This window comes from Vreelandella hamiltonii (assembly GCF_014651795.1).
Lineage (GTDB): Bacteria > Pseudomonadota > Gammaproteobacteria > Pseudomonadales > Halomonadaceae > Vreelandella > Vreelandella hamiltonii.
On sequence record NZ_BMXO01000004.1, the window covers coordinates 1 to 20,128 of the forward strand.

Sequence of the window (20,128 nt, forward strand, 5' to 3'; positions counted from 1 at the left end):
AGGCGGCTGGCAACACGCTATGAGCGACTGGCGAGAAACTACCAGTCGCTACTCAACCTTGTATCCGCCGTCATATGGCTGGCCTAATTGTTAACGCTCCCTAGTCGCCACGAACGTAGCGATGCCTATTAGCGGCATTTTAAACAAGATAGTGGTAGCGAACGGGGCTGCCTATTGTACTGGTGGCCAATAAGAAAAAAGGATGAATCGGGCTTATTTGGCGGCGTACGAAACGTCGTGTCCCGTCGCTGTGAGAAGAGCCTCTTGCGCTTTCAGAATACCTGGCAACATGTTGAGCGCACCCGCATCGTTACTGGCTCGGCAACGGTGGCAAAACTCATGGGCACGGGCAGCAAGAGCAACATGATGTGCCGCCACGTCAGGGGTCTGTAACTCCGCCCACCTGGGGCAGGCGCACAGCATTGGCCATTGGGCTGCCAGCAGCGTTTGCACCTCTGACGCCAGCTTGGCCGAGAGAGGCCAGTAGCTTCCCAGCGTGTCATGAGCCCACCCATGCCAATCCAACAGCAGCAACTGCTTATTATCTACCAAGGCCAGGCGCGCGCTGGCGGGATTATGGATGGTCAGGCATTGAGGCACCTTCTCGACCAAGGCAATGATATGTGGCCAGCACTCTTTGAAACGCGCTACCTGAAAGGCTTCCCTGTCTTCATGGGCAAGGTAATCAAACCAGGCGGTGTCGATGCTCCTCATGCGCTCAGGCAGCGAAGCGAAGGTGGCTCGATATTGCATCACGAGCCCCTGGGAGACCGGTAGTTGCAGCAGCGCCTTGCGAAGTGGGGCCATCCAGGGTTTGCGCTCTTCAGAGTTTAGCCACTGTGGGCGCTGGCTCCCGACGTTCAGCACCACGTAACGGCACCAGAGCAAGCCACCATGCTCGAGCAGCCTGGGCACTTCGGGCTGTACTGCGCAGGCTGTCATATGATGCTCTTCGAGCAATGCCACTTCATGATGCGCCTCGTTCTCCCGAGCGGGCACGTAGCATTTCAACAGCCAGTAAGCGGGTGGCGCGCTGCCGTGTTGAGCACGTAGCAGCACGTGGGAAACGGTACGCCCATGAAGCAGGCGGCATTCGACGATCTCGAAGACGCCATGATGACGTTCGGCAAGCCAGCCGGGCAACCATTGAGCCAACCTTGCTGCTTCGAAGCGTTGGAGGAAATCTGTGGCCTCCTCTATGAATACTTGCCGTGTACGGGGCAGCAGCAGCATATTGATGTGCTGAAAATGCTTGATGATCCCTAGCACGTTGACGATGCCATTGACGCTGGCAGCCATCATTTGACGCAGGGCAATCAGCAGGATGAACAGCATGAACAGGGGGCGCACCGAGCCATAAATATAATCGATGACCAGGATGCCGAACCCCAGCGCAAAGCTGACATTGATCACCGTCAACACGTTGCTTTGCAGCTTTTCCTGAATCTGGGGCACTTTTTCGAAACGATAATGCCGCACCACGATGCCCATCAGGGTCGCCACACAGGCCGCCGCCAGCAATCCCAGCACAGGGTGTAATGACCCAATGACCAGGCAAAACAGCAGCGCAATGCAGGCCGAGGATAGCGCTCCCAGCACGATGGTCAGCACGCGCCTACCCAAGGCGCGATGATTGGCCACCAGGCGCGTCTTGTTGAGCGTTTTCAGTAAGGTATCGAAGAAGCGTGAAATGCAGCGCTTGATCAGCCACTGAAGCAGAGCGAAGGCACAAAAGCAGAGGACAGCCAATGCCAACAGCATGACGATCTTGTCATTATCGCCAAACCGCGCCGGTAGCCCATTGGTCAAGCGGCTTTGACCGGTCATCAATACCTGCAACAGTTGCCAGGGCAATAACAAGCTGGCCAGCAGCAGCGCTTGTGCCGCTACCTGCATGACGATAATGACGAGCACTCGCCAGCGAAACGGATAAATCACTTCCTGCAAGAGTGCGCCCATCAAGGCACGCAGATGCTGACGATGAGCCACCTGCTCTGCATTCGCGAACATGAGGTACATTACTCCAACCTGGCATCGATCAGTTGCATGAACGCTCGCAGCTCATCCGGCTGGTCTGGCTGCAATGTATAGGTCGATATCGCGTGTCGTAAGGCGGCCAGGATAACGTCGTTGTAGTGTGTACTGCGCTGTTCGGCTTCGGCCCACCCATAGAGGGGCCACTGCTGCTGTTGAGCCAAAGCGATACTGGCCTGGTGGAGCGCGTCGAACAGGGGCGCCACGAAACGGCTGCCGTACAGGCGTTCAAGCTCAACGACGTGGCTACCATCTTGGTAGCGCAGCGATATCAGTGACCTGGGCAAGGAAATACTGCCTTGAGGGTCGAGCAAATAGAATAGCCGCTGCCAAAAACTCACCGCACCATAGCTGGACTGCATGACCCTTTCCAATGCAAGGCTATCCGTGGGTAAAGGTGGGCCGGGCTGCACGTCGCCACTCAACAGCGACTCCGACCAGCGCGCCAAGCCTTCGTGTAACCACCCCTGTTTGAACATCATATGGGCGTTTTGGTAGAGATGAAAAAGCTCGTGGGCAGGCGTCAGATTGCCAGAGGCGTCCACGCCACCTCCCAGCGCCATGCGAATATGGCACCCTGGCGTAGCAGGGTTACGCACCACTTCGTCATAGGCTTGCCCGCCGCGCACCTGATCGTCTCGCAGAATCACCACCATCGCCTCGGCATGTCGATAACGTGGCATGTGTAGCGGTGGCGTCAGGCCCAGCACCTCCTGAAATAGCGCGTGGGCAGCCGCTAGTTGAGTGGCGATATCATCCTGCCTGAGGGTATCCCTGGAGACCGGCGGCTCGGGCGCCTGTACGGCAAAATGGGTCACCGCACCCGACACATCTGGCATCTGCACCGCTTCCACTATCGACAAGGCAGGTTCACGTGTCAGCGTATGACAAACACCCGCTTCCTGAGAAGGCTGTGCCAGGGCGGGAACCGCACTCACCAGCAAGGCGGCGAACGTCAACCAGCGGCGCTGGGTCGTCCGCACGGCCTGCCTACCCATGGTTCGACGGTGCAAACAGCGATGAAAGCCCCACGCCATGGGACGCTTTGACAAGCACATGATCACCTGGCTGCAGGTGCTTCACGAGGTCCGCCTTGAGCGCCTTGACCTCCGAGTAGTGATAAACGCCCTCTTCTTCACCGCCCAACGTCGCCAACAGCGTTTGGCTCAGCGGGCCACATAGCAGCACAAGCCGTGTGGCCAAGGCGGCAATCAACGGCGACAACTCACGGTGCAGCACTTCTGCCTCCTCGCCCAACTCAAGCATGTCGCCCATGATCAACAGCTTACTTTCCCCCTTGACCGGCAAGGCAGCAAAGGCTTCCAGCGCCATACGCATGGAAAGCGGGTTGGCGTTGTAGGCTTCATCATGCAGAGTGATGTGCATCCCCTGGTAGTGCAGAGGCGTGACGGCACCTCGGCCCGGGACTGCCTGAAAAGTGCGCAACCGCTCGATGACCTTCGACAAAGGCAGCCGGTCATGCTGGGCGACGGCCAATATGGCGAGGGCATTCAACATCATATGGCGCCCTGCCGCGGCCAGCTCGACGGTATATGCATTGCCATCGATACAGACTTGTCCGACCTGCCCCTGATATTCCAGCAGTCGAACATCCGCTTCCTCATGCTCTCCAAAACTGATCACCGTCAAGCGGTAATGTCGTGCTTGCCCTGCAAGGTACGCGAAATGGGCACTGTCGCGATAGAGAATCGCCACTCCACCGGGCGCCATGCTCCTGAAGATGCGCGCTTTCTTTCGAGCAATTTCATCGAGAGAGTGGTGATAGACAAGATGCGACGCGGCAATGTTGGTGATGATGGCAAGGTCAGGCCGCGCCAGCGCTGTATTGACCGCCATGGAGCCAATGGCCATCTCGACGGCCCAATAGTTTGCCGTTTGCGGCATGGACGCCAGATTCCAGGCCACCCCGATGGGCAAGTTGGCACTCCCTCGACTCTGCCCCACGGGGCCGTCATCCAAAGCGTGTGCCAACATCGCTACCACGGTGGTCTTGCCCGCGCTTCCCGTGACTCCGACCACTCGCCCACGAAACTGGCGGCGCTGATGTTGCCCAATGGCGAGCACCGCGGCCCTGACATCCTCTACCTGCAGAATGGGCACCCCAAGCGCTTGGTAAACCTCGCCTTGTTCACATATGATGGCCGAGGCCCCCTGCTCCACCAGCACTTTTATGGCGGCTTCCGTAAAAAAGCCTTTATCAGCCCTGCCTCTCGCCACCACGAGATGACCTGGCTCGAAAAACGATTGTTTGCAACATAGCCCTGTGGCCTGCCAGCCCATTGGCGGCATCACATGCCAGCGCCCCTTGGTCATCGATGCCAGTGGTTCGGCCTCCAGCTTGCCCTCGCCCACCCTGAAACTCGCCTGCCGACCATGGCCAAGCAATTGCTGATAGGCCACCAAGCCAGAGAGATAGTGCTCGACATCGTCGATGCGCACGCGGAAGCCATGATGACGGATGAAAAAGGCATCTTGAACGGTATGCGGTGCCTTGAAGTACATGGCCACTTCCGGCCAGAAAAATCCATTTTGCAGGTAGTTCGCGCGGGTATGCAGCGCGTGATAGAACGCATCGATGTCTAGGCCATCGAGCACATCGGCAAGCTCCGGCATCTGCTCCAGCGTGAGCAGTGTCTTGTGGAACGCCATGGAGAGTTCCAACAGCGTTGGGAAAGTGGTGATCCGGTCACGGATGAAGTCGATGTACCCTGCTACGTTGCGCACTGCGAATTCAAAATAGCGGCGCTCGGGGCGGTACATCACCAGCTCATTGGTACAGTAGGCCAGCCAGTGATCGTGGGCCTGCTCATGGCCGTTGTCGATAAAATAGTCAAAGGCCTTGACGACACACGCAAGCCACTGGGGGTTACGAGTCTGGCCGTAAAGCCGCATCAGCGCAAAGGCCGCTTCGCCATCGTAGTAGATGATTCGGCTCTTTTCCTTGAGCGATAAATCCGCCGCATTCAGCACATGCACGAAGCTGCCATCAGCCTCCTGCATGCGGACGATCCCCAACGCCAGCGCGTCGGCCAACGCAGCATAGCGGTCATCGTCCATCACCTGCTGATACTTGACCAGGGCCAGGATAGCCACTGCATTAGCCCCTAGTTTGATGATGTTTCCCGTGTCGACCACATAGGCCGCGCCATCACGCTCGATGATGTCCCGATCGCGCAAGCTCTCCAACGCGCGGTCTATCTGGCCATGCAACTGGCGGAGCTGTTCATCGTCAAGAAGCCGTTGAGTAAGGCAGCTTTCATAACCTTCCAGGAGCGCATAAGTACTGCTGGCATGGCGGAGGATGTTATAGGTGCCAATGTCACGATTGAAACAGGGAAAATAACCATACACATAGCGGCCATTCGCCTGTACCTGCCTACCCAGAAAGCGCGTCGAGCGGGCTATCAGTTCAGCGGTGGAGGCAGGCGTCAACGGCGGAGTTTCACGACGCCCCCAGCAGCGAGGCTGCGTGCTCAGAAGATGATGGCTCGGCTGTTCACCGCCAAACGCCAAAAAGACGCCAGCCGTGGCAAAACTCCACATGGGCATATCGTCGGTAAAGCTTGGCATCTGGCTAGAGCCGTGGCGGGCCTTGAGGTAGCGCTCCAGGTGGGCCTGGTTGATTTGCGCATGGCCCACCTGGTGCCCGCCATACAGGCAGGCGTTGGCATTCAGCTCCATTTCACTGAGCAGTAGCCTGGCTTCGCGCTTGCCTTCAAACGCCAAACCACTGCGAAAGTAGCTACGCTTATAGCGCGTGAGTTCCTGCTTGAAGGCCCCCCAACGACCTTCACGCACGGCGAAAGGCCACTCGATGCGACACCCCACCAACGGATGCTCGAATTTGCGCTGCAGTCGGGTAATCGCTTGTTCAAGCGCAGGCACCAGTACTTCCCACTGGCCAGCCCGCAGTGCGCTGACATCGACCGTCAGCGTCGTGACCTGAGCTCGCGTATAGCCGTCGCTCACCGAGACCAGTAACAGTGAATCGAAAGGGGCTACGCTGGCATGCTGATGCCGCCATTGTGACAACACGTCAGATCCCACAGCATGCAAAGCATCATGCAAGGCTGAGTGGATAGCCTCACGGGCAACGTGTGCTTCCTGAACGGCGTGATCCGACATGTCATGGCTCGCGTAAGTAGTGAGGGTGTAAGTGACGAACGAGGTGAGGTACTGGCAGCGGACGCTTTGGTGTGCAACGATGTGGCCCCCAAAAACGCAGCCACAGCGGGTCACTCAACGTTGTCAGGGGCATGCTCCGCCACCGGCGCCAACTTGAGAATCAGCTGCAGCCGGTCGCGTACTGACAGCTTTCGAAAAATAGCGCTCAGATGCGCTTTGACCGTGCGCTCCGTGATCTCCAGCTGGCGGGCCACCTCTTTGTTCGTGGCGCCACGCGCCACGGCCAACGCAACGCCACGCTCTCGCTCGGTGAGCAGCTGCAGGTAGTCGCTGTGTTGATAACGGTCATGGTCAACGCGCTGCTGAAGAGCCTTGAACGTACCACCGAGGACTTTCGCCAGTAACTCTTGCCCTACCCAAACACCCTGATGGGTTACGACCAGAGCCACCTGGTTCAGCACATCAGCCGCCGCCAAGGTGTGCACATAGCCTCTGGCGCCCAGGTCCAATGCCCTTAGCGCTTCACGGTCGTCGGGGGTGTAGCTCAGCACCACCACGATGGCACCCTGCTCTATCAGCGCAGGAACCATGAGTGGCCAGCTATCCACGGTAGTGGAAAGCCACACAAGATCATTGGGCACTACGTGCTGGCCCAGGGTGTCAGGCGTCAGGGCTCCCACATCCTGAAACGCTTTTTTCCAGCGCGCCTTCAAACTCCCGTCTGTTGTTATAAACCAGTGTTTCATCAGCGCTCTCCCATGGAATCTCGCCACGCCCTTAAAACAGGTTTCAGCATGAACTGCATGACGGTTCGCTTACCGGTGACGATATCCACTTGTGCGGTCATCCCCGGTATGACCTGCAGCCGGTCGGCTACGTTTTCATTCTCCTGGCTGCGCACGCGAACCAGATAGAAGGTATTGCCATCATCATCGGTAATAGTGTCAGCGCTGATATGCTCGAGTTCGGCCTGCAACCCACCATAAATCGCGTAGTCGTAGGCGGTGAGCTTGATGGTGGCTGGCTGGCCCGGGTGCAGGAAGGCGATATCCTGCGGGGCGATGCGTGCCTCCACCAGAAGTTGATCATCGGTCGGCACGATTTCCACAACTTCCTGGCCCGGCTGAGCGACACCACCAATCGTATTGATGTGGATACGCTGTACGATGCCGTCTACCGGTGACCGGATCTCCGTCAACCGGACGCGATCCTGCAAGCCAGTGCCTGACTGCTGCAGGGCATTCAAATCACCCAGCGCTTGGGCCAAATCATTACGCCACTCGCTGCGACGCTCGGCCCCCAGTTCCCTCAACTGAGTTTCGGCTTCTTCCACGGCAGCTTGCAAACGTGACACCGAGGCATCTGCCTGGTTGCGCTCACCCGTGGCACGCGATACTTCCCGCTGCAAACGCAGCACTTCCACTTCCGACACCGCACCGGATGCCAGCAAGGGGCGCGTCAGGTTCAGTTCCTGGCTAGCCATGTTCGCTTCACGCTGAGCCGTGTCGCGCCGTGCCTGTGCTTCACGTAGCTCTTCTCGACGCTGACGGATACGGTCATTGAGTACGTTTTCCTGCTCGCGCAGCTCTTCGCGACGACTCTCGTACACCTCGCGCTCTTGCATGACGATATGCGGCACTTCTTCGCGCAGCTCATCGGAGGGTTCGAAGGGTGAATTGGTGGCCAGCGCCCTTAACCGCTCGGCACGTGCCTCCAGCGCAAAGCGCTGGGCGCGGTTTTCCCTGAAATCCGAGACGAAGCGGGTAGGGTCGATCTGCATCAGCACATCTCCCGCACTGACCAGCTGCCCTTCACGGATCATGATCTGATTGACCACCCCGCCGTCGAAGGATTGGATCCGCTGGAGCTGGCTGGCGGGGATGACGCGGCCCGTGCCTCGGGTCACTTCATCGATGGCGGCGAAATAGGACCATGTCAGCAGGGCTACGATGGTCAGCAGTACCGTATAGAGAAACAGGCGCGCACGGATAGGCTCTTGCTGCATGCGCGCCCAGTCGGTGTCGCTTGCCCAATCCCGATTCAGGTGCGCAGAGGTGACCCGTTTGGCGAACAGTCGATCCATGAAAGGTCGGAACGGTTTTTGACCCTTTTCGGAAAAACGGCCAATCGCATCGAAGCCTTTTTGCTCTGGTGTCACGGAAGGCTTGCGTGCCATCAGGAAGCCCTCCCGATTTGCCCTTTACGCAAGGCCTCCACCACGGTATCGCGGGGGCCATCGGCCACCACTTTGCCCGCATCCATGACGATGATGCGATCGACCAGCGACAGCAGCGATGTGCGGTGGGTCACCACGAGAATCGTCTTGCCTGCCGATATGCGGGTCAGATTGGCCTTGAAGGCTTCTTCACTGGCGTTGTCCATGGAGCTGGTCGGCTCGTCCAACAGCAAGATGGGCGGGTCCTGCACCAGCGCTCGGGCAATGGCCACCGCCTGCTTTTGCCCACCAGACAATGCCTGACCGCGCTCGCCCACCTGCAAATCCACCCCGTGAGGGTGGCCATTCACCAGTGTTTCCAGCCCGGCGAGTTCCAGCGCCCTGAGCAATGCTTCGTCATCGACGCGGTCATTCCCACCCCCGGCTACGATGTTCTCGCGCAAGGAACCCGAGAACAGACTGACATCCTGCGGCACATAGCCAATATGGCGGCGCAGATGCAGCGGATCCAGCTGGCGGATATCGACGTTGTCGACCAGCACGGCACCTGCCGTTGGCTGATAGAACCCCATGATCAGCTTATTGAGAGATGACTTGCCACAGCCAATACGACCCAGCAGGGCGACTTTCTCTCCTGCCTTGATGTGAATCGAGACCTCACGCAAAGCATCGCGCTCTTCATCCGGGTAGCGCAGGGTGACTTTCTCGAGACGGATATTACCTTCGAAGCTGGGTTTTTCGACGTAGGACTTGCCCTCATGACGCTCGCTTTTCTTATCCATTACGGTGTTGAGCGTTTCCAAGGTAGTAGCAGACTGATGGTACTGCGCCAGTAGCGCTGCCGTTTGGCTAATGGGCGACATGGCACGGGAAGACAGCATGTAGGCCGCGATTAGCCCCCCTTGGGTGAGATTACCTTCGATAATCTGGTAGACACCGATAATGATCACGCAGACCGCGACGCTATGCTGAGCCCATAGCGCCACGTTGGATACCGACGTACTGACCATTTTCAGCTGGCTACCGGTTTTGGCCAGAAATGCAGATGCTTTTTCCCATTGCCGCTGAATGCGGCTTTCGGCTCGCAGGGCCTTGACGTTCTCCAGCTGGGAAATTGACTCTACAAGCAAGGAGTTACGCTGCGCCCCCACTTCCCAAGTGGTTTTTGACAACTCGTGCAACTTGCCTTGAGCAGCCAGCGCGTAAAGCAGAACGAACACAATGCCCACCAGCACGGGCAGCACCAGCCAAGGGTTGATCAGCGCGATGATCGCCGCAAACATCAGCACGAACGGCAGATCGACGATGCCCAGAATGGTCGCAGAACCAATGAAGGCCCGCACCGACTCGAAGGATTGAAGCGTCGAGGTAAACGAGCCGGTGGAAGCAGGCCGCTCTTCGAGCCGCAGCCCTAGCGATTTCGCCATAATGGACGATGACAGCTTGACATCCGCACGACTGGCCGCCAGATCAACGAAGCTGCTGCGCATCAGTCGCAGCGCCAAATCGAAACACAAGACGATAAAAATACCGACAGCCAGCACCCACAATGTTTCAGTCGCCTGATTGGGTACGACGCGGTCGTATACGTTGAGCACGAAAAGCGGCATGGCGATGGCAAACAGGTTGATGGCCACCGACCCCAATACGATGTCTCTATATAACCGCCGATTCTCGCGAATTACGCCCCAAAACCAGTGCTGATCCCGGCGCTTCTTACTATTGACGCCTGGTTCGGAAGCATTGTCCGTCAGAAACTTCGGGCGAACGTAAATGGCATCGCCGCTATAGCCCGCATGGAGCTCCGCTAAAGGGATTTCGACTTCGGATTCCGTCAGTTCAGGAAACAGCACACGGGCTTTTTGCTGTTTGAGATCAATGGCCAACAGCACACAGGCCCGGCCAGGTTCGAGTAGCAGCACAGCAGGTAGCAGTGCTGGATTGAGCCCTGAGAGTGGGCTTTTGACGATACGCGCAGTCAGCCCAGCTCTGGAGGCTGCCCGGCCAAACACAGAAGGCGTTAGCTTGCCGTCTTCCAGCGGCAACCCCGCTCGCAATGCTTCTGCAGAGACTTCATGCTGATGAAACGAGGCAATTGCCTTGAGGCATTCCAGCAATTCATCGCCACCTGGCGGCTCGCTGGCAAATGAGTTTGCTGCGTCTGTCTTCGTTAGCTTCGCTTGTGTCACACAGACCTCGTATCCTCAGGGAAGCGCTTAACTATACATGCCTGACGACTAAAAAGTGGCCGCCAGCGGTGGGCTTTTGTGAGCCGGATAATAATGGATAGCTAGACTGACGGCGTTTTCAAAACCATGGAACACCGTCAGCCGTAGCGACACTGTTTAGACGTCAGGCATCATCACATAGGTGGCTGCTGACGCGTACACCGGTGACTGGCTAGTTGACTCGTGACTGAACTGGGCACTGATACCTCGAGTGAAGTCTTCCAGCGTAAACCCGCGCGGCCCTTCCGTACCACACGCCATTTCGGGATTCTGCGCCATGCCTTCGTAGCCAAGCTCTGCCAGGCTGGGGATGTCGTCACGGGCGACCTCCAGGGTTTGCATCAACTGGCCCATGGCAGCCAAGGTGCGGGCCTGGGCCAGCGTCAGGTCAAACTCTGCGTTGGCATAGGCACGGCTGGCCTCGAAGAACTCGTTTTCGCTGTCCAGCACGTCCAGCAGAGTGCGCTGCCCAATGTCGAACTGCTGCTGATAGGCCCCCCGAACTCGGTCGATGGACTGACGATGGTCATTCAAATAGCGCAGCTGCTCACCGATGCGCTGGGTATCGTTGTAAGCAATTTGCGTGGTCTGACGCACGTTGGTACAGGCGACTTCGCGCTGGTTGACCGCCTGCTCGATACGGGTAGTGGCCGCCTCGAAGGCAGCACTGTCAGCACCACCGCGGTAAAGGTTCATGCTCGCGACCAGCTGGATGCTGTGCTCGTCGCGACGTCCTGAAATGGCGTCATCCTGATTATTGGTGCCGGTACGCCCTTGGATATCCAGACGCGGCATGAACGCAGCACGCTCTGCGCTCTGCACGGCACGCTGGGCAGCAATGTTCTCGATGGCCGCATGGAATTCAGGGTTACCCTGGAACGCCATCTGGATCGCTTGACCCACATCGGCAGGCAAATCAGCCGCCAGTGAGGGCGCAGGCGTCATGTTCTGAGGCGGCAGCTGGCCGACCAGGCGCTGATAGCGCGCCGTCACGTCATGAAGGTTGGAGGCTTCGGTCATCAGGTTGGACTCGGCAAGCGCCAGACGGCCACTGATTTGCGCTAGGTCTACCCCTCTGCCCGCACCCGAAAGGGCGCGCTCTTCGATCTGCGAAAACACGCGGCGGTGTTCACGGTAGTTATCCTGCGCCAAACGCACCATTTCACGGAAACGCATGACATCCAGATACGCTTGGAACGTTTCCAACGCAATATTTTCACTGGCCCCCAGCAGCTCGAAATAGGCAATCAGCCGCGTACGATCCAGACGCTCCACTTCACTACGCGTCGCGAAGCCATCGAAGACCATCTGGGTCAGGGTCAGCTCGGCGAAGTCACTGTTGTAACTGCCCCGGCCATCGTTCTGCTGGTCCCTGCGACCGACCCCCGCCGAGACATCGATGGAAGGCAGATAATTGCCTTGGGCAACACGCACGTCGCTGCCTGTCGCGCTGAAATTGGCCCACGCAGCATTGACCTGGGGGTTACTGACGATGCTTTGCTGAATGGTGCTGACCACATCTGTCGAGCCCGGCGCGTACAGCGTGGAAGGCAGGTTTTGAGCCAGCACAGTCAGCGGCAGGCAACTGAGCGTTGCCACGACTGCGGGGAGCAAGCCGCGTTGTAGAAAAGTGGGTGTTGTTGGTGTTGTCGCGTTGTTCTTCATGGCCATGGATCCCTTATGAACGTTTCTCGCTGCAGATGAGCAAGTAGCCTTTTCCCTATGCAACAACGCTGCCGCGCATTGTTACCCCCTTGGCTGCTTACCCGCCGACACTGACTCATCGCGCTTTGTTGTCGCCGAGCTCAATTGACCATGAGTGTTACCTAGACAAAACACCCTGGCAAATTGACATTAGCTAAAATTAAACGTCTGAGCGCCAGTCGCAAGCCATAAAAACAAAAGTCACAAAAATTTACAATAAAGTGCTGAAAAAAACATTCAGCCCGTCTCGAGAGGCGCTTTTCTGGGCCATTGCTGGAAAGCCAGGCCCATCAATATCAGCAACAGGCCAATCAGCGTCGAGCCCAGCAGCGGCTCGCCTACCACGACATAAAGCAGCATGAGTGACACCGGTGGAGAGAGGAATATCAGCGTAGATACCTTGGCGGTTCGAGAAGTTTTGTGGATTGCCAACTGCCAAAGCACGAAGGCAATGCCCATCTCGAATAGCCCCACGTAAACCCCGGATGCCAGTGCCACCATGCCATGCCACTGAAAGCCAGGCCCCAAAAGTAACAGAACGGTTAAAACGGGTAACCCGACACTGAAATTTTGCCACTGCCCTACCAACGGCGGACGTGCATCCCGCGCATTCAGCAACCAGTACAGTGCCCACAACAACGTTGACGCAAGGGCCAGCGCTACCCCTAATGCATCTTCGAACGCAACGTTCAATACGTCGCCTCGGGTCGCAATCACCCATACGCCCGCATAGGCAATGAGCCCTGCCACGATGTCTCTACGCGTCAACCGATGTCCTAACAAGGGGACTGCCAAAAACGCCATGGCCAATGCCCAGGTGTAGTTCAAGGCCATGGCCTCTTGTCCCGGCAGGCGGTCGTAGGCTGCAAACAACACCAGATAATATGCTACGGGGTTCATCAGCCCCGCCCACAGGGCCGTACGCCATCCATGCCTGAGCGCCTGGCGCATGTGCCCCTGAACGGCCACCAGCCCCCCCATCAGCAGCCACGACACCAGCGCCGCCAGCCACATCAGCTCTATCGGGCTCATCCAGGAGAGCGCCAGCTTGAAGGCAGTCGCGACCGTTGACCATAGCGCCACGGCCCCCAGCCCATACAGGATGGCTGTTCTGTCCTGACTCATCGGTCTATGTGCCCAAGATCACGCTCGGGGTCGATATGATCACGCACCTGCTGCTTGAGGGTCTTGATGTCTGGAAAGCCGCCGTCACGTTTACGCTCCCAAAGCAGCGTATCATCGCACCAGATTTCGAAGCTGCCGCCATGGGAAGGCACCAACGCCACCTGATCGAGCTGCTCACCAAAGGTAGAAAGTAACTCTTGAGCGTACCAGCCGCTGCGCAGCAGCCATTGGCACTGGGTGCAGTAGCGAATCCGGATCTGCGGCATGACGTACTCCTTATCGGTCGATTCCCAGGCAAGCTAAATTATCGTGTTGCTTACGCTATGATGTTGATCAACCATTCTGTCATCTTATATTAGCAACTGCCAAGGAACCCCCATGGCCCAGCCGGATGTTACACAAACGCGTCTCTATGAGTGGCTGACGGGCGATGATGATAGCCGCATGTGCGCCGATATTCCTGACGGCGCCTGCCAAGAGCAGCCGCGCAATTTTTTTCATCATTTGTGGGCGGCATTGGGCAACAAGCTGGCGGATGAACTTTCCAGTGCACGGCTGGTGCTGCCCTGGTTGATGGGCATTATTGGTGCGCCGGTCTGGATGGTGGGCATGCTGGTCCCCATCCGCGAGGCTGGTGCGCTGCTACCTCAGCTTTTCGTGGCAGGATTTATCCGCTTGAAACCTCAGCGCAAGTGGGTATGGGTCACCGGAGCGCTGCTTCAAGCCTTGGCCGCACTGTGCCTCGCGCTACTGGCGCTCTGGGGCAATGGAACAGTGGGCGGATTTCTGGTGTTGGCGGTACTGGTGGTGCTGTCATTGGCGAGGGGGCTTTCGTCGATCGCCACCAAGGACGTATTGGGCAAGACCATTGCCAAGCGCCGGCGAGGGACCCTCATGGGCTGGAGTGGCAGCGTAGCAGGTGCCGCCACGCTGGCGGCGGGCGGTGTGTTGCTGTGGTTCGGTGATCGCCCAGGTAACGTGGCGCTGGCCATGCTGCTATGTGTCGCGGCGGCGGGATGGTTGCTCAACGCGTTCAGCGCCGCGCGCATCAAGGAAATGCCGGGGGCCGTAGAAGGCGGTGAAAACGCCTGGGACAGTATCAAGCTCGGGGCCACCCTGATGCGCGAGGATCGCACCTTCCTGCACTTCAATCTGGCCAGGGCCTTATTGCTTTCCAGTGCGCTTGCCCTGCCCTACCTGGCGCTGCTGGGCCAACAACAAAGCGGCAGTGAGCTGGGCGGGCTAGGCATCATGGTGGTGGTGTCCGGGTTGTCAGCGATGATTGCCAGCCCCATCTGGGGCAAACGCGCGGACCACTCCAGCCGCCGCGTCATGCGTGATGCTGCCGCCGGTACCGCTCTGTGTTGCTGCCTAGGCGCGGGCATTGCCTGGCTACCGGGCGAGTGGACCCGCAGCGTACTGCCCTACGCCTGCGTTTATGCCCTGCTGATGATCATTCACCATGGGGTTCGCCTGGGCCGCAAAACCTACCTGGTCGATATAGCCAGTCAGGACAACCGAGCACTCTATGTGGCGCTGTCCAACACTTTCACAGGAGTGCTCATGCTGGCAGTGGGTGGCCTGATTGGCGGGCTGGCCCAGTGGCTTGGCAGCAGCCTTCTGCTGCTGGTGCTGGCGGTCACTGCATTGGGTGCCATGGTAAGCGCTCAGCGCCTTCCAGAAGCAGAGTGATCTTCAAGGATTGCAAACCCGTGCAATGCTCGCTGATGGGCGGGGATCACGGCGTAACGTGGTTTTTTTGCTATCCTAGCGGTAATCAGTGGTAAGTGGCATCGCCTACCCTACCTATACGCGCCTCGCGCTGACGAACAGCGACACGGCTAGAATGACGAGAAGCAACAGGAATCCATTGATGAAACGATCTCCCTTGATCAGCCCGGAGTTACTCGAACGCATTGTTGATGCTTCTGAAGATGGCATTGTCGTTGCAGAGCAGGAAGGTGACGAAAACATTCTGATTTATGTCAACAAAGGCTTCGAACGACTGACCGGCTACAGCGCAGACGAAATCCTGTATCGAGATTGTCGTTTTCTGCAGAACGAAGACCGCGATCAGGATGCCCTCGCGTCGATTCGTGATGCCCTACAGGATGGCCGCCCCTCTCGCGAAGTGCTGCGCAACTATCGTAAAGACGGCACGATGTTCTGGAACGAGCTATCGATTACGCCGGTTTATGATGAAGCCGATAACCTGATGTACTTCATCGGCGTGCAGAAAGACGTCACCGAACGGGTCGAAGCCCAGCTGGCTTTGGCAGCGTTGAAAAAGCAGCAGGCGCTGGCCGAATAGCGTTTGTGGCCATGCTGCTGTTGGTAGCTCTGGGGATTTTGGTAGCTCTGGGGATTTTGGTAGCTCTGGGGGATTTAATGGCGGCCAAGGCAAGTTTGTGCTTGAACTTCATCCCAACTGGCGTTATATAGCGCCTAGGCGCTTGTTTAGCGTTAGGTGCTCCCTGCGGAAGGGAGCCGTTGTGATGCCGGTGCGCCGGCCTGGGTTGGAGGGCATACCATGAGCCGTGACCCCTTGAATCGTGAGACCTACACCAGCGACGGGCTGGACGCCGACGACTTCGACAACCTGGACGCGGTCAACGACGATCAATACGCCAAGAGCAAACCCAGCAAGGCCGACACCCTGCGCGCACGGCGCCAGGTGGAAGCATGGCTAGAAGAGCGACGCCTGCAGCGTGCCATCAAAGACGACTGGGATGAGGAAGAGTAGCGCCTTACGGGCAGATGCTCTGTCGTTCGAACAGAACGCTCCCTCCCACAGCAGTGAGTGCCTCCAGGCCAGCTTGTGGGAGGCCAATTTCATTGGGCGACTGTCTGGGCAGGCACTGGTGCCTGAATCGTCGCGAGCTAAAGCTCCCTCCCACAACAACCCCCTCCCACAGCAGTGAGTGCCTCCAGGCCAGCCTGTGGGGGCCAATAGATGCAAACCAGTCTGCGTAGAACTTTTCATTTCCGTACGTTTTTTCGTTTCATCCTGCTCACCTGACTCAGTACCGTGCGGCTGGCCTTTAGCCGCGCTGGGCACTATCATCTGTACACCAAGCCAGCACCGCTGGCCCCGCTTTTACCACAACCTAACGGATTTCCATGGCGCAATACGTATTCACCATGAATCGGGTTGGCAAAGTCGTGCCGCCCAAGAAGCAAATTCTCAAGGATATCTCGCTGTCGTTTTTCCCGGGGGCCAAGATTGGCGTACTGGGCTTGAACGGCGCTGGTAAATCCACGCTGCTGCGCATCATGGCCGGTGTCGATAAAGAGTTTGAAGGTGAAGCTCGTCCGATGCCCGGCATCAACGTGGGCTACTTGCCCCAAGAGCCGCAGTTGGACGACGAGAAAAACGTCCGAGATACCGTCGAGGAAGCGCTGGGTGCCCTCAAGGAAGCTCAGCAGAAACTGGATGCCGTGTACGCCGCTTACGCAGAACCGGATGCAGACTTCGATGCCCTCGCCAGCGAACAGGCGCGGCTCGAAAACATCATCGAAGCCGCCGACGCCCATAACATCGAGCGTAAGCTGGAAGTGGCCGCCGAAGCGCTGCGTCTGCCGCCCTGGGACGCCAAGGTAGGTAACCTTTCCGGGGGTGAGCGCCGCCGTGTTGCCCTCTGTCGCCTGCTGCTGTCCAGCCCGGACATGCTGCTGCTGGACGAGCCTACCAACCACCTGGATGCGGAATCGGTGGCCTGGCTGGAGCGCTTCCTGCACGACTACAACGGCACCGTCGTGGCCATCACTCACGACCGTTACTTCCTGGACAACGTGGCGGGCTGGATTCTCGAGCTGGACCGCGGCCAGGGTATCCCCTTCGAGGGCAACTACTCGCAGTGGCTGGAGCAGAAAGAGCAGCGCCTGACCCAGGAAGCCAAGCAGGAAGCCTCGCGCCAGAAGGCCATCAAGCAGGAGCTGGAGTGGGTACGCAGCAACGCCAAAGGCCGTCAGGCCAAAAGCAAGGCACGTCTCAATCGCTTTGAAGAGATGCAGTCCGGCGACTACCAGAAGCGCAACGAAACCAACGAAATCTACATTCCGCCTGGCCCGCGCCTGGGTGACAAGGTCATCGAATTCCACAACGTCACCAAGCGTTTCGATGACAAGCTGCTCTACCAGGACCTCTCCTTCACCATTCCCCAAGGTGCCATTGTCGGCATCGTCGGCGGTAACGGCGCGGGTAAATCGACGCTGTTCAAGCTGGTCACCGGCAAGGAGCAGCCGGATGCGGGCGACGTGGTAATCGGTGAAACCGTGGATATCGCCTACGTCGAGCAGTTGCGCGATGCGCTGGATGACAAGCAGACGGTCTGGGAAGCGGTGTCCGACGGCCAGGACATTCTCAACATCAACGGCTACGAAGTCTCTTCGCGTGCCTACGTGGGTCGCTTCAACTTCAAGGGCAACGACCAGCAGAAGCGCCTGGACGAGCTATCGGGCGGTGAGCGCGGGCGCCTGCAGCTGGCGCAAACCCTCAAGCAGGGTGCCAACGTATTGCTGCTAGACGAACCGTCCAACGACCTGGACATCGAGACACTGCGCGCCCTGGAAGAAGCCCTGCTGGCCTTCCCCGGCTGCGCCATGGTGATCTCCCATGACCGTTGGTTCCTGGATCGTATCGCCACGCACATCCTGGCCTTCGAGGGCGACTCGGAAGTGGTGTTCTTCGACGGCAATTACACGGAATACGAAGAAGATCACAAGAAACGAGTCGGCAACGACACGCCGAAGCGCATGAAGTACAAGCGTATCGACGCTTGACCGCGGGCGCCTTTCGCCCGCTAAAGCGACCTCCCACCAGTACCTGACAGGGCGGGTGTGGGAGGGGCTTCAGCTCGCGATGGCTGACTTTGCCAGGGCGCCTGACGGCGCCCTTCGCCCGCTAAAGCGGCCTTCCATTAGTGCCTCTCGCCCGAAAAAAAGCGGCTCCCACCAGGTGCTTCTTCCCCGCCAAAGCGAGCCTCCCGCGTTAGACTTAGCCTGCTGGCCAAGTGAACTGGCGCCCGCCCATCAGATGCATATGGATGTGGTAGACCGTCTGCCCGCCCATTTCGTTACAGTTCATGACCACCCGATAGCCGTCCTCGGCAAACCCCTGCTGTTTGGCCAACTGGGCAGCGGTATATTGCAAGCGGCCGATCACCGGCAGATCGTCAGGCGCAATGTCATTGAGCGTAGCAATGTGCTTTTTGGGGATGATGAGCTGATGCGTAGGCGCTTGAGGGCTAATATCGTTAAAGGCAAGCACATGCTCGTCTTCGAAAACGATATCCGCAGGAATCTCGCGGTTGATGATTTTACAAAACAGGCACTCCATCGCAGCCTCCTTGGTGTGGCGCGTTATTGTCAAAAGAGCCAGCTAAGCGCGCCTATCGGAAACGGCGCTGAGCCAGCAGGTGGCGAACCAACGGGGCGAGGATCAACTCCATCGCCAACGACATGCGTGCACCGGGCACCACCAGCGTATGGGGCCGCGTCATGAACGCATCCTTGATCATGGCCAGCAGCCAGGGGAAATCCACGGTCGAGGGGTCGCGAAAGCGAATCACCACGAAAGACTCGGCATCGGTCGGGATATCCTGCACTTCGAAGGGGTTGGAGGTGTCGACGGTAGGCACGCGCTGAAAGTTGATATGGGTACGCGAAAACTGCGGCTGGATATAGCGCACGTAATCGTCCATGCGCCCCAGAATGGTGTCGATGACCGCTTCCTGTGAGTAGCCACGCAGCTTGGTGTCACGATCGATCTTCTGAATCCACTCCAGGTTCATGGTCGGCGCAACGCCCACCAGCAAATCCACGTGCCGAGCTATGTCATACTCCTGAGTCACCAACCCGCCGTGCAGCCCTTCATAAAACAGCAGGTCGGTACCACAGGGCAGTGCCTGCCATTCGGTAAAGGTGCCCACTCGGTAACCGGCTTCGATCTTCTGCTTGTCCTCTGCATGGATGTAGTGCCGATAGGTGCCAGTGCCGTGTTCACCGTACTCGACGAACAGGCTTTCCAGACGATCCAGCAAGTTGGCCTCGACGGCAAAGTGAGAAAGCTCATCCTTGCGCTCGGGCTCTTCGCGGAAGATGCGCTTGAGGTCATCGCGGGTATAGCGATGGAAGGCATCGCCATCCACCATGGCCGCGTGAACGTCTTCTCTCAGGAACATGCGCTCGAAGCTGCGACGCACCGTCGTGGTGCCAGCCCCGGAGGAGCCGGTGATGGCAATGATGGGGTACTCTCGGGACATCAGCTCCCCCTTGCCTCGGCGAGTGTCTGCTTCACCGCGTCAGGAATGGGCACCGGCTTGCCCGCCCCCAGATCCAGCAGCAGCTTGTTGATTCGGGCCATGGCGACCACGCTCTCGCTGCCTTCCTTCAAGACACGCTGATAGACAGTCAATGCCTTGCCCTGAGGTTCAGGCACCGCCGTCTCGATAACCAGCACCTCTGGGAAGCGCGCTTCCTGCTGATACTGTATCGCCAGGTCCACCACGACGCTGGGATAGCCGCCCATGTCCCACTCGGGCAAGTGCAGGCTACCCAGTGCTTGTGCCCTGGCTTCATGCAGCAGCGACACCAGGGCATCATGCCCCAGGTGGCGGCCATAGTTCATGTCGGTCACCCGCACCGAGAGGGTATGGCGGTGGATCACCGCGTCTGCGGGAAATTCGATAGCAACGCGTTCCATGACGGCTCTCCT

Annotated in this window: 16 protein-coding genes; 4 read left to right on the forward strand and 12 right to left on the reverse strand. The window is 58.3% G+C overall.

Annotation, left to right across the window (positions count from 1 at the left end):
• Window positions 1-213 precede the first annotated feature (213 nt).
• The 9 genes from IE061_RS05790 to IE061_RS05830 form a co-directional block, all read right to left on the reverse strand.
• Complete coding sequence (locus IE061_RS05790) at window positions 214-2,010, reverse strand: ABC transporter ATP-binding protein (protein WP_230478390.1); 1,797 nt, start codon at window positions 2,008-2,010, stop codon at window positions 214-216.
• A gap of 8 nt (window positions 2,011-2,018) precedes the next feature.
• Window positions 2,019-3,017, reverse strand: a complete 999-nt coding sequence (locus IE061_RS05795) for a hypothetical protein (RefSeq protein WP_193461224.1) — start codon at window positions 3,015-3,017, stop codon at window positions 2,019-2,021.
• Window positions 3,018-3,024: 7 nt separating this feature from the next.
• Window positions 3,025-6,090, reverse strand: a complete 3,066-nt coding sequence (locus tag IE061_RS05800; RefSeq protein ID WP_230478391.1) for a UDP-N-acetylmuramoyl-tripeptide--D-alanyl-D-alanine ligase — start codon at window positions 6,088-6,090, stop codon at window positions 3,025-3,027.
• 200 nt (window positions 6,091-6,290) lie between these two features.
• Window positions 6,291-6,926, reverse strand: coding sequence for a response regulator transcription factor (locus tag IE061_RS05805; protein ID WP_040461386.1), 636 nt, complete (start codon window positions 6,924-6,926; stop codon window positions 6,291-6,293).
• On the reverse strand, window positions 6,926-8,356 hold the full coding sequence (locus IE061_RS05810) for an HlyD family type I secretion periplasmic adaptor subunit (RefSeq protein WP_016916588.1): 1,431 nt from the start codon (window positions 8,354-8,356) through the stop codon (window positions 6,926-6,928). Before IE061_RS05810 ends, IE061_RS05805 begins: the two co-directional genes overlap by 1 nt.
• Window positions 8,356-10,473, reverse strand: coding sequence for a type I secretion system permease/ATPase (locus IE061_RS05815; RefSeq protein WP_230478392.1), 2,118 nt, complete (start codon window positions 10,471-10,473; stop codon window positions 8,356-8,358). The genes IE061_RS05810 and IE061_RS05815 overlap by 1 nt, the downstream gene beginning before the upstream one ends.
• A 228-nt stretch (window positions 10,474-10,701) precedes the next feature.
• Window positions 10,702-12,249: a TolC family outer membrane protein gene (locus tag IE061_RS05820; protein ID WP_193461227.1), complete on the reverse strand. Its 1,548-nt coding sequence runs from the start codon at window positions 12,247-12,249 to the stop codon at window positions 10,702-10,704.
• 276 nt (window positions 12,250-12,525) lie between these two features.
• Complete coding sequence (locus tag IE061_RS05825; protein ID WP_193461228.1) at window positions 12,526-13,413, reverse strand: DMT family transporter; 888 nt, start codon at window positions 13,411-13,413, stop codon at window positions 12,526-12,528.
• On the reverse strand, window positions 13,410-13,679 hold the full coding sequence (locus tag IE061_RS05830; protein ID WP_039182071.1) for an Rdx family protein: 270 nt from the start codon (window positions 13,677-13,679) through the stop codon (window positions 13,410-13,412). Before IE061_RS05830 ends, IE061_RS05825 begins: the two co-directional genes overlap by 4 nt.
• A gap of 112 nt (window positions 13,680-13,791) precedes the next feature.
• Here IE061_RS05830 and IE061_RS05835 point away from each other — a divergent pair, with 112 nt between their 5' ends.
• From IE061_RS05835 to ettA, 4 genes are all read left to right on the forward strand, one after another.
• Window positions 13,792-15,105 (forward strand): MFS transporter, encoded by a 1,314-nt coding sequence (locus IE061_RS05835; protein WP_193461229.1) that lies wholly within the window; start codon window positions 13,792-13,794, stop codon window positions 15,103-15,105.
• 181 nt (window positions 15,106-15,286) lie between these two features.
• On the forward strand, window positions 15,287-15,724 hold the full coding sequence (locus IE061_RS05840) for a PAS domain S-box protein (protein WP_081192212.1): 438 nt from the start codon (window positions 15,287-15,289) through the stop codon (window positions 15,722-15,724).
• A 219-nt stretch (window positions 15,725-15,943) separates the two neighbouring features.
• Window positions 15,944-16,156, forward strand: coding sequence for a PA3496 family putative envelope integrity protein (locus IE061_RS05845; protein ID WP_016916581.1), 213 nt, complete (start codon window positions 15,944-15,946; stop codon window positions 16,154-16,156).
• Between the two features lie 377 nt (window positions 16,157-16,533).
• Complete coding sequence (gene ettA / locus IE061_RS05850) at window positions 16,534-18,195, forward strand: energy-dependent translational throttle protein EttA (RefSeq protein WP_016916580.1); 1,662 nt, start codon at window positions 16,534-16,536, stop codon at window positions 18,193-18,195.
• Between the two features lie 214 nt (window positions 18,196-18,409).
• On the opposite strand, the gene IE061_RS05855 is transcribed toward ettA, so the two are convergent.
• Genes IE061_RS05855 through IE061_RS05865 form a run of 3 tightly spaced genes read right to left on the reverse strand, consistent with a single transcriptional unit; the run spans window position 18,410 to window position 20,116 of the window.
• The gene (locus IE061_RS05855; RefSeq protein ID WP_039182057.1) at window positions 18,410-18,751 is read right to left on the reverse strand and encodes a histidine triad nucleotide-binding protein; all 342 of its coding nucleotides are present in this window, start codon (window positions 18,749-18,751) and stop codon (window positions 18,410-18,412) included.
• Window positions 18,752-18,803: 52 nt separating this feature from the next.
• Window positions 18,804-19,676: a phosphoribulokinase gene (locus tag IE061_RS05860; RefSeq protein ID WP_193461230.1), complete on the reverse strand. Its 873-nt coding sequence runs from the start codon at window positions 19,674-19,676 to the stop codon at window positions 18,804-18,806.
• Window positions 19,676-20,116 (reverse strand): acyl-CoA thioesterase, encoded by a 441-nt coding sequence (locus IE061_RS05865; RefSeq protein ID WP_193461231.1) that lies wholly within the window; start codon window positions 20,114-20,116, stop codon window positions 19,676-19,678. The genes IE061_RS05860 and IE061_RS05865 overlap by 1 nt, the downstream gene beginning before the upstream one ends.
• Between the last annotated feature and the right edge of the window lie 12 nt (window positions 20,117-20,128).

Excerpts from the sequence above, each read along its gene's own strand:
- IE061_RS05825 (WP_193461228.1), bottom strand. The coding sequence starts at position 13,413 with ATGAGTCAGGACAGAACAGCCATCCTGTATGGGCTGGGGGCCGTGGCG.
- ettA (WP_016916580.1), top strand. The coding sequence starts at position 16,534 with ATGGCGCAATACGTATTCACCATGAATCGGGTTGGCAAAGTCGTGCCG.
- IE061_RS05865 (WP_193461231.1), bottom strand. The coding sequence starts at position 20,116 with ATGGAACGCGTTGCTATCGAATTTCCCGCAGACGCGGTGATCCACCGC.
- IE061_RS05805 (WP_040461386.1), bottom strand. The coding sequence starts at position 6,926 with ATGAAACACTGGTTTATAACAACAGACGGGAGTTTGAAGGCGCGCTGG.
- IE061_RS05835 (WP_193461229.1), top strand. The coding sequence starts at position 13,792 with ATGGCCCAGCCGGATGTTACACAAACGCGTCTCTATGAGTGGCTGACG.
- IE061_RS05840 (WP_081192212.1), top strand. The coding sequence starts at position 15,287 with ATGAAACGATCTCCCTTGATCAGCCCGGAGTTACTCGAACGCATTGTT.
- IE061_RS05810 (WP_016916588.1), bottom strand. The coding sequence starts at position 8,356 with ATGGCACGCAAGCCTTCCGTGACACCAGAGCAAAAAGGCTTCGATGCG.
- IE061_RS05820 (WP_193461227.1), bottom strand. The coding sequence starts at position 12,249 with ATGAAGAACAACGCGACAACACCAACAACACCCACTTTTCTACAACGC.
- IE061_RS05855 (WP_039182057.1), bottom strand. The coding sequence starts at position 18,751 with ATGGAGTGCCTGTTTTGTAAAATCATCAACCGCGAGATTCCTGCGGAT.
- IE061_RS05830 (WP_039182071.1), bottom strand. The coding sequence starts at position 13,679 with ATGCCGCAGATCCGGATTCGCTACTGCACCCAGTGCCAATGGCTGCTG.
- IE061_RS05790 (WP_230478390.1), bottom strand. The coding sequence starts at position 2,010 with ATGTTCGCGAATGCAGAGCAGGTGGCTCATCGTCAGCATCTGCGTGCC.
- IE061_RS05845 (WP_016916581.1), top strand. The coding sequence starts at position 15,944 with ATGAGCCGTGACCCCTTGAATCGTGAGACCTACACCAGCGACGGGCTG.
- IE061_RS05860 (WP_193461230.1), bottom strand. The coding sequence starts at position 19,676 with ATGTCCCGAGAGTACCCCATCATTGCCATCACCGGCTCCTCCGGGGCT.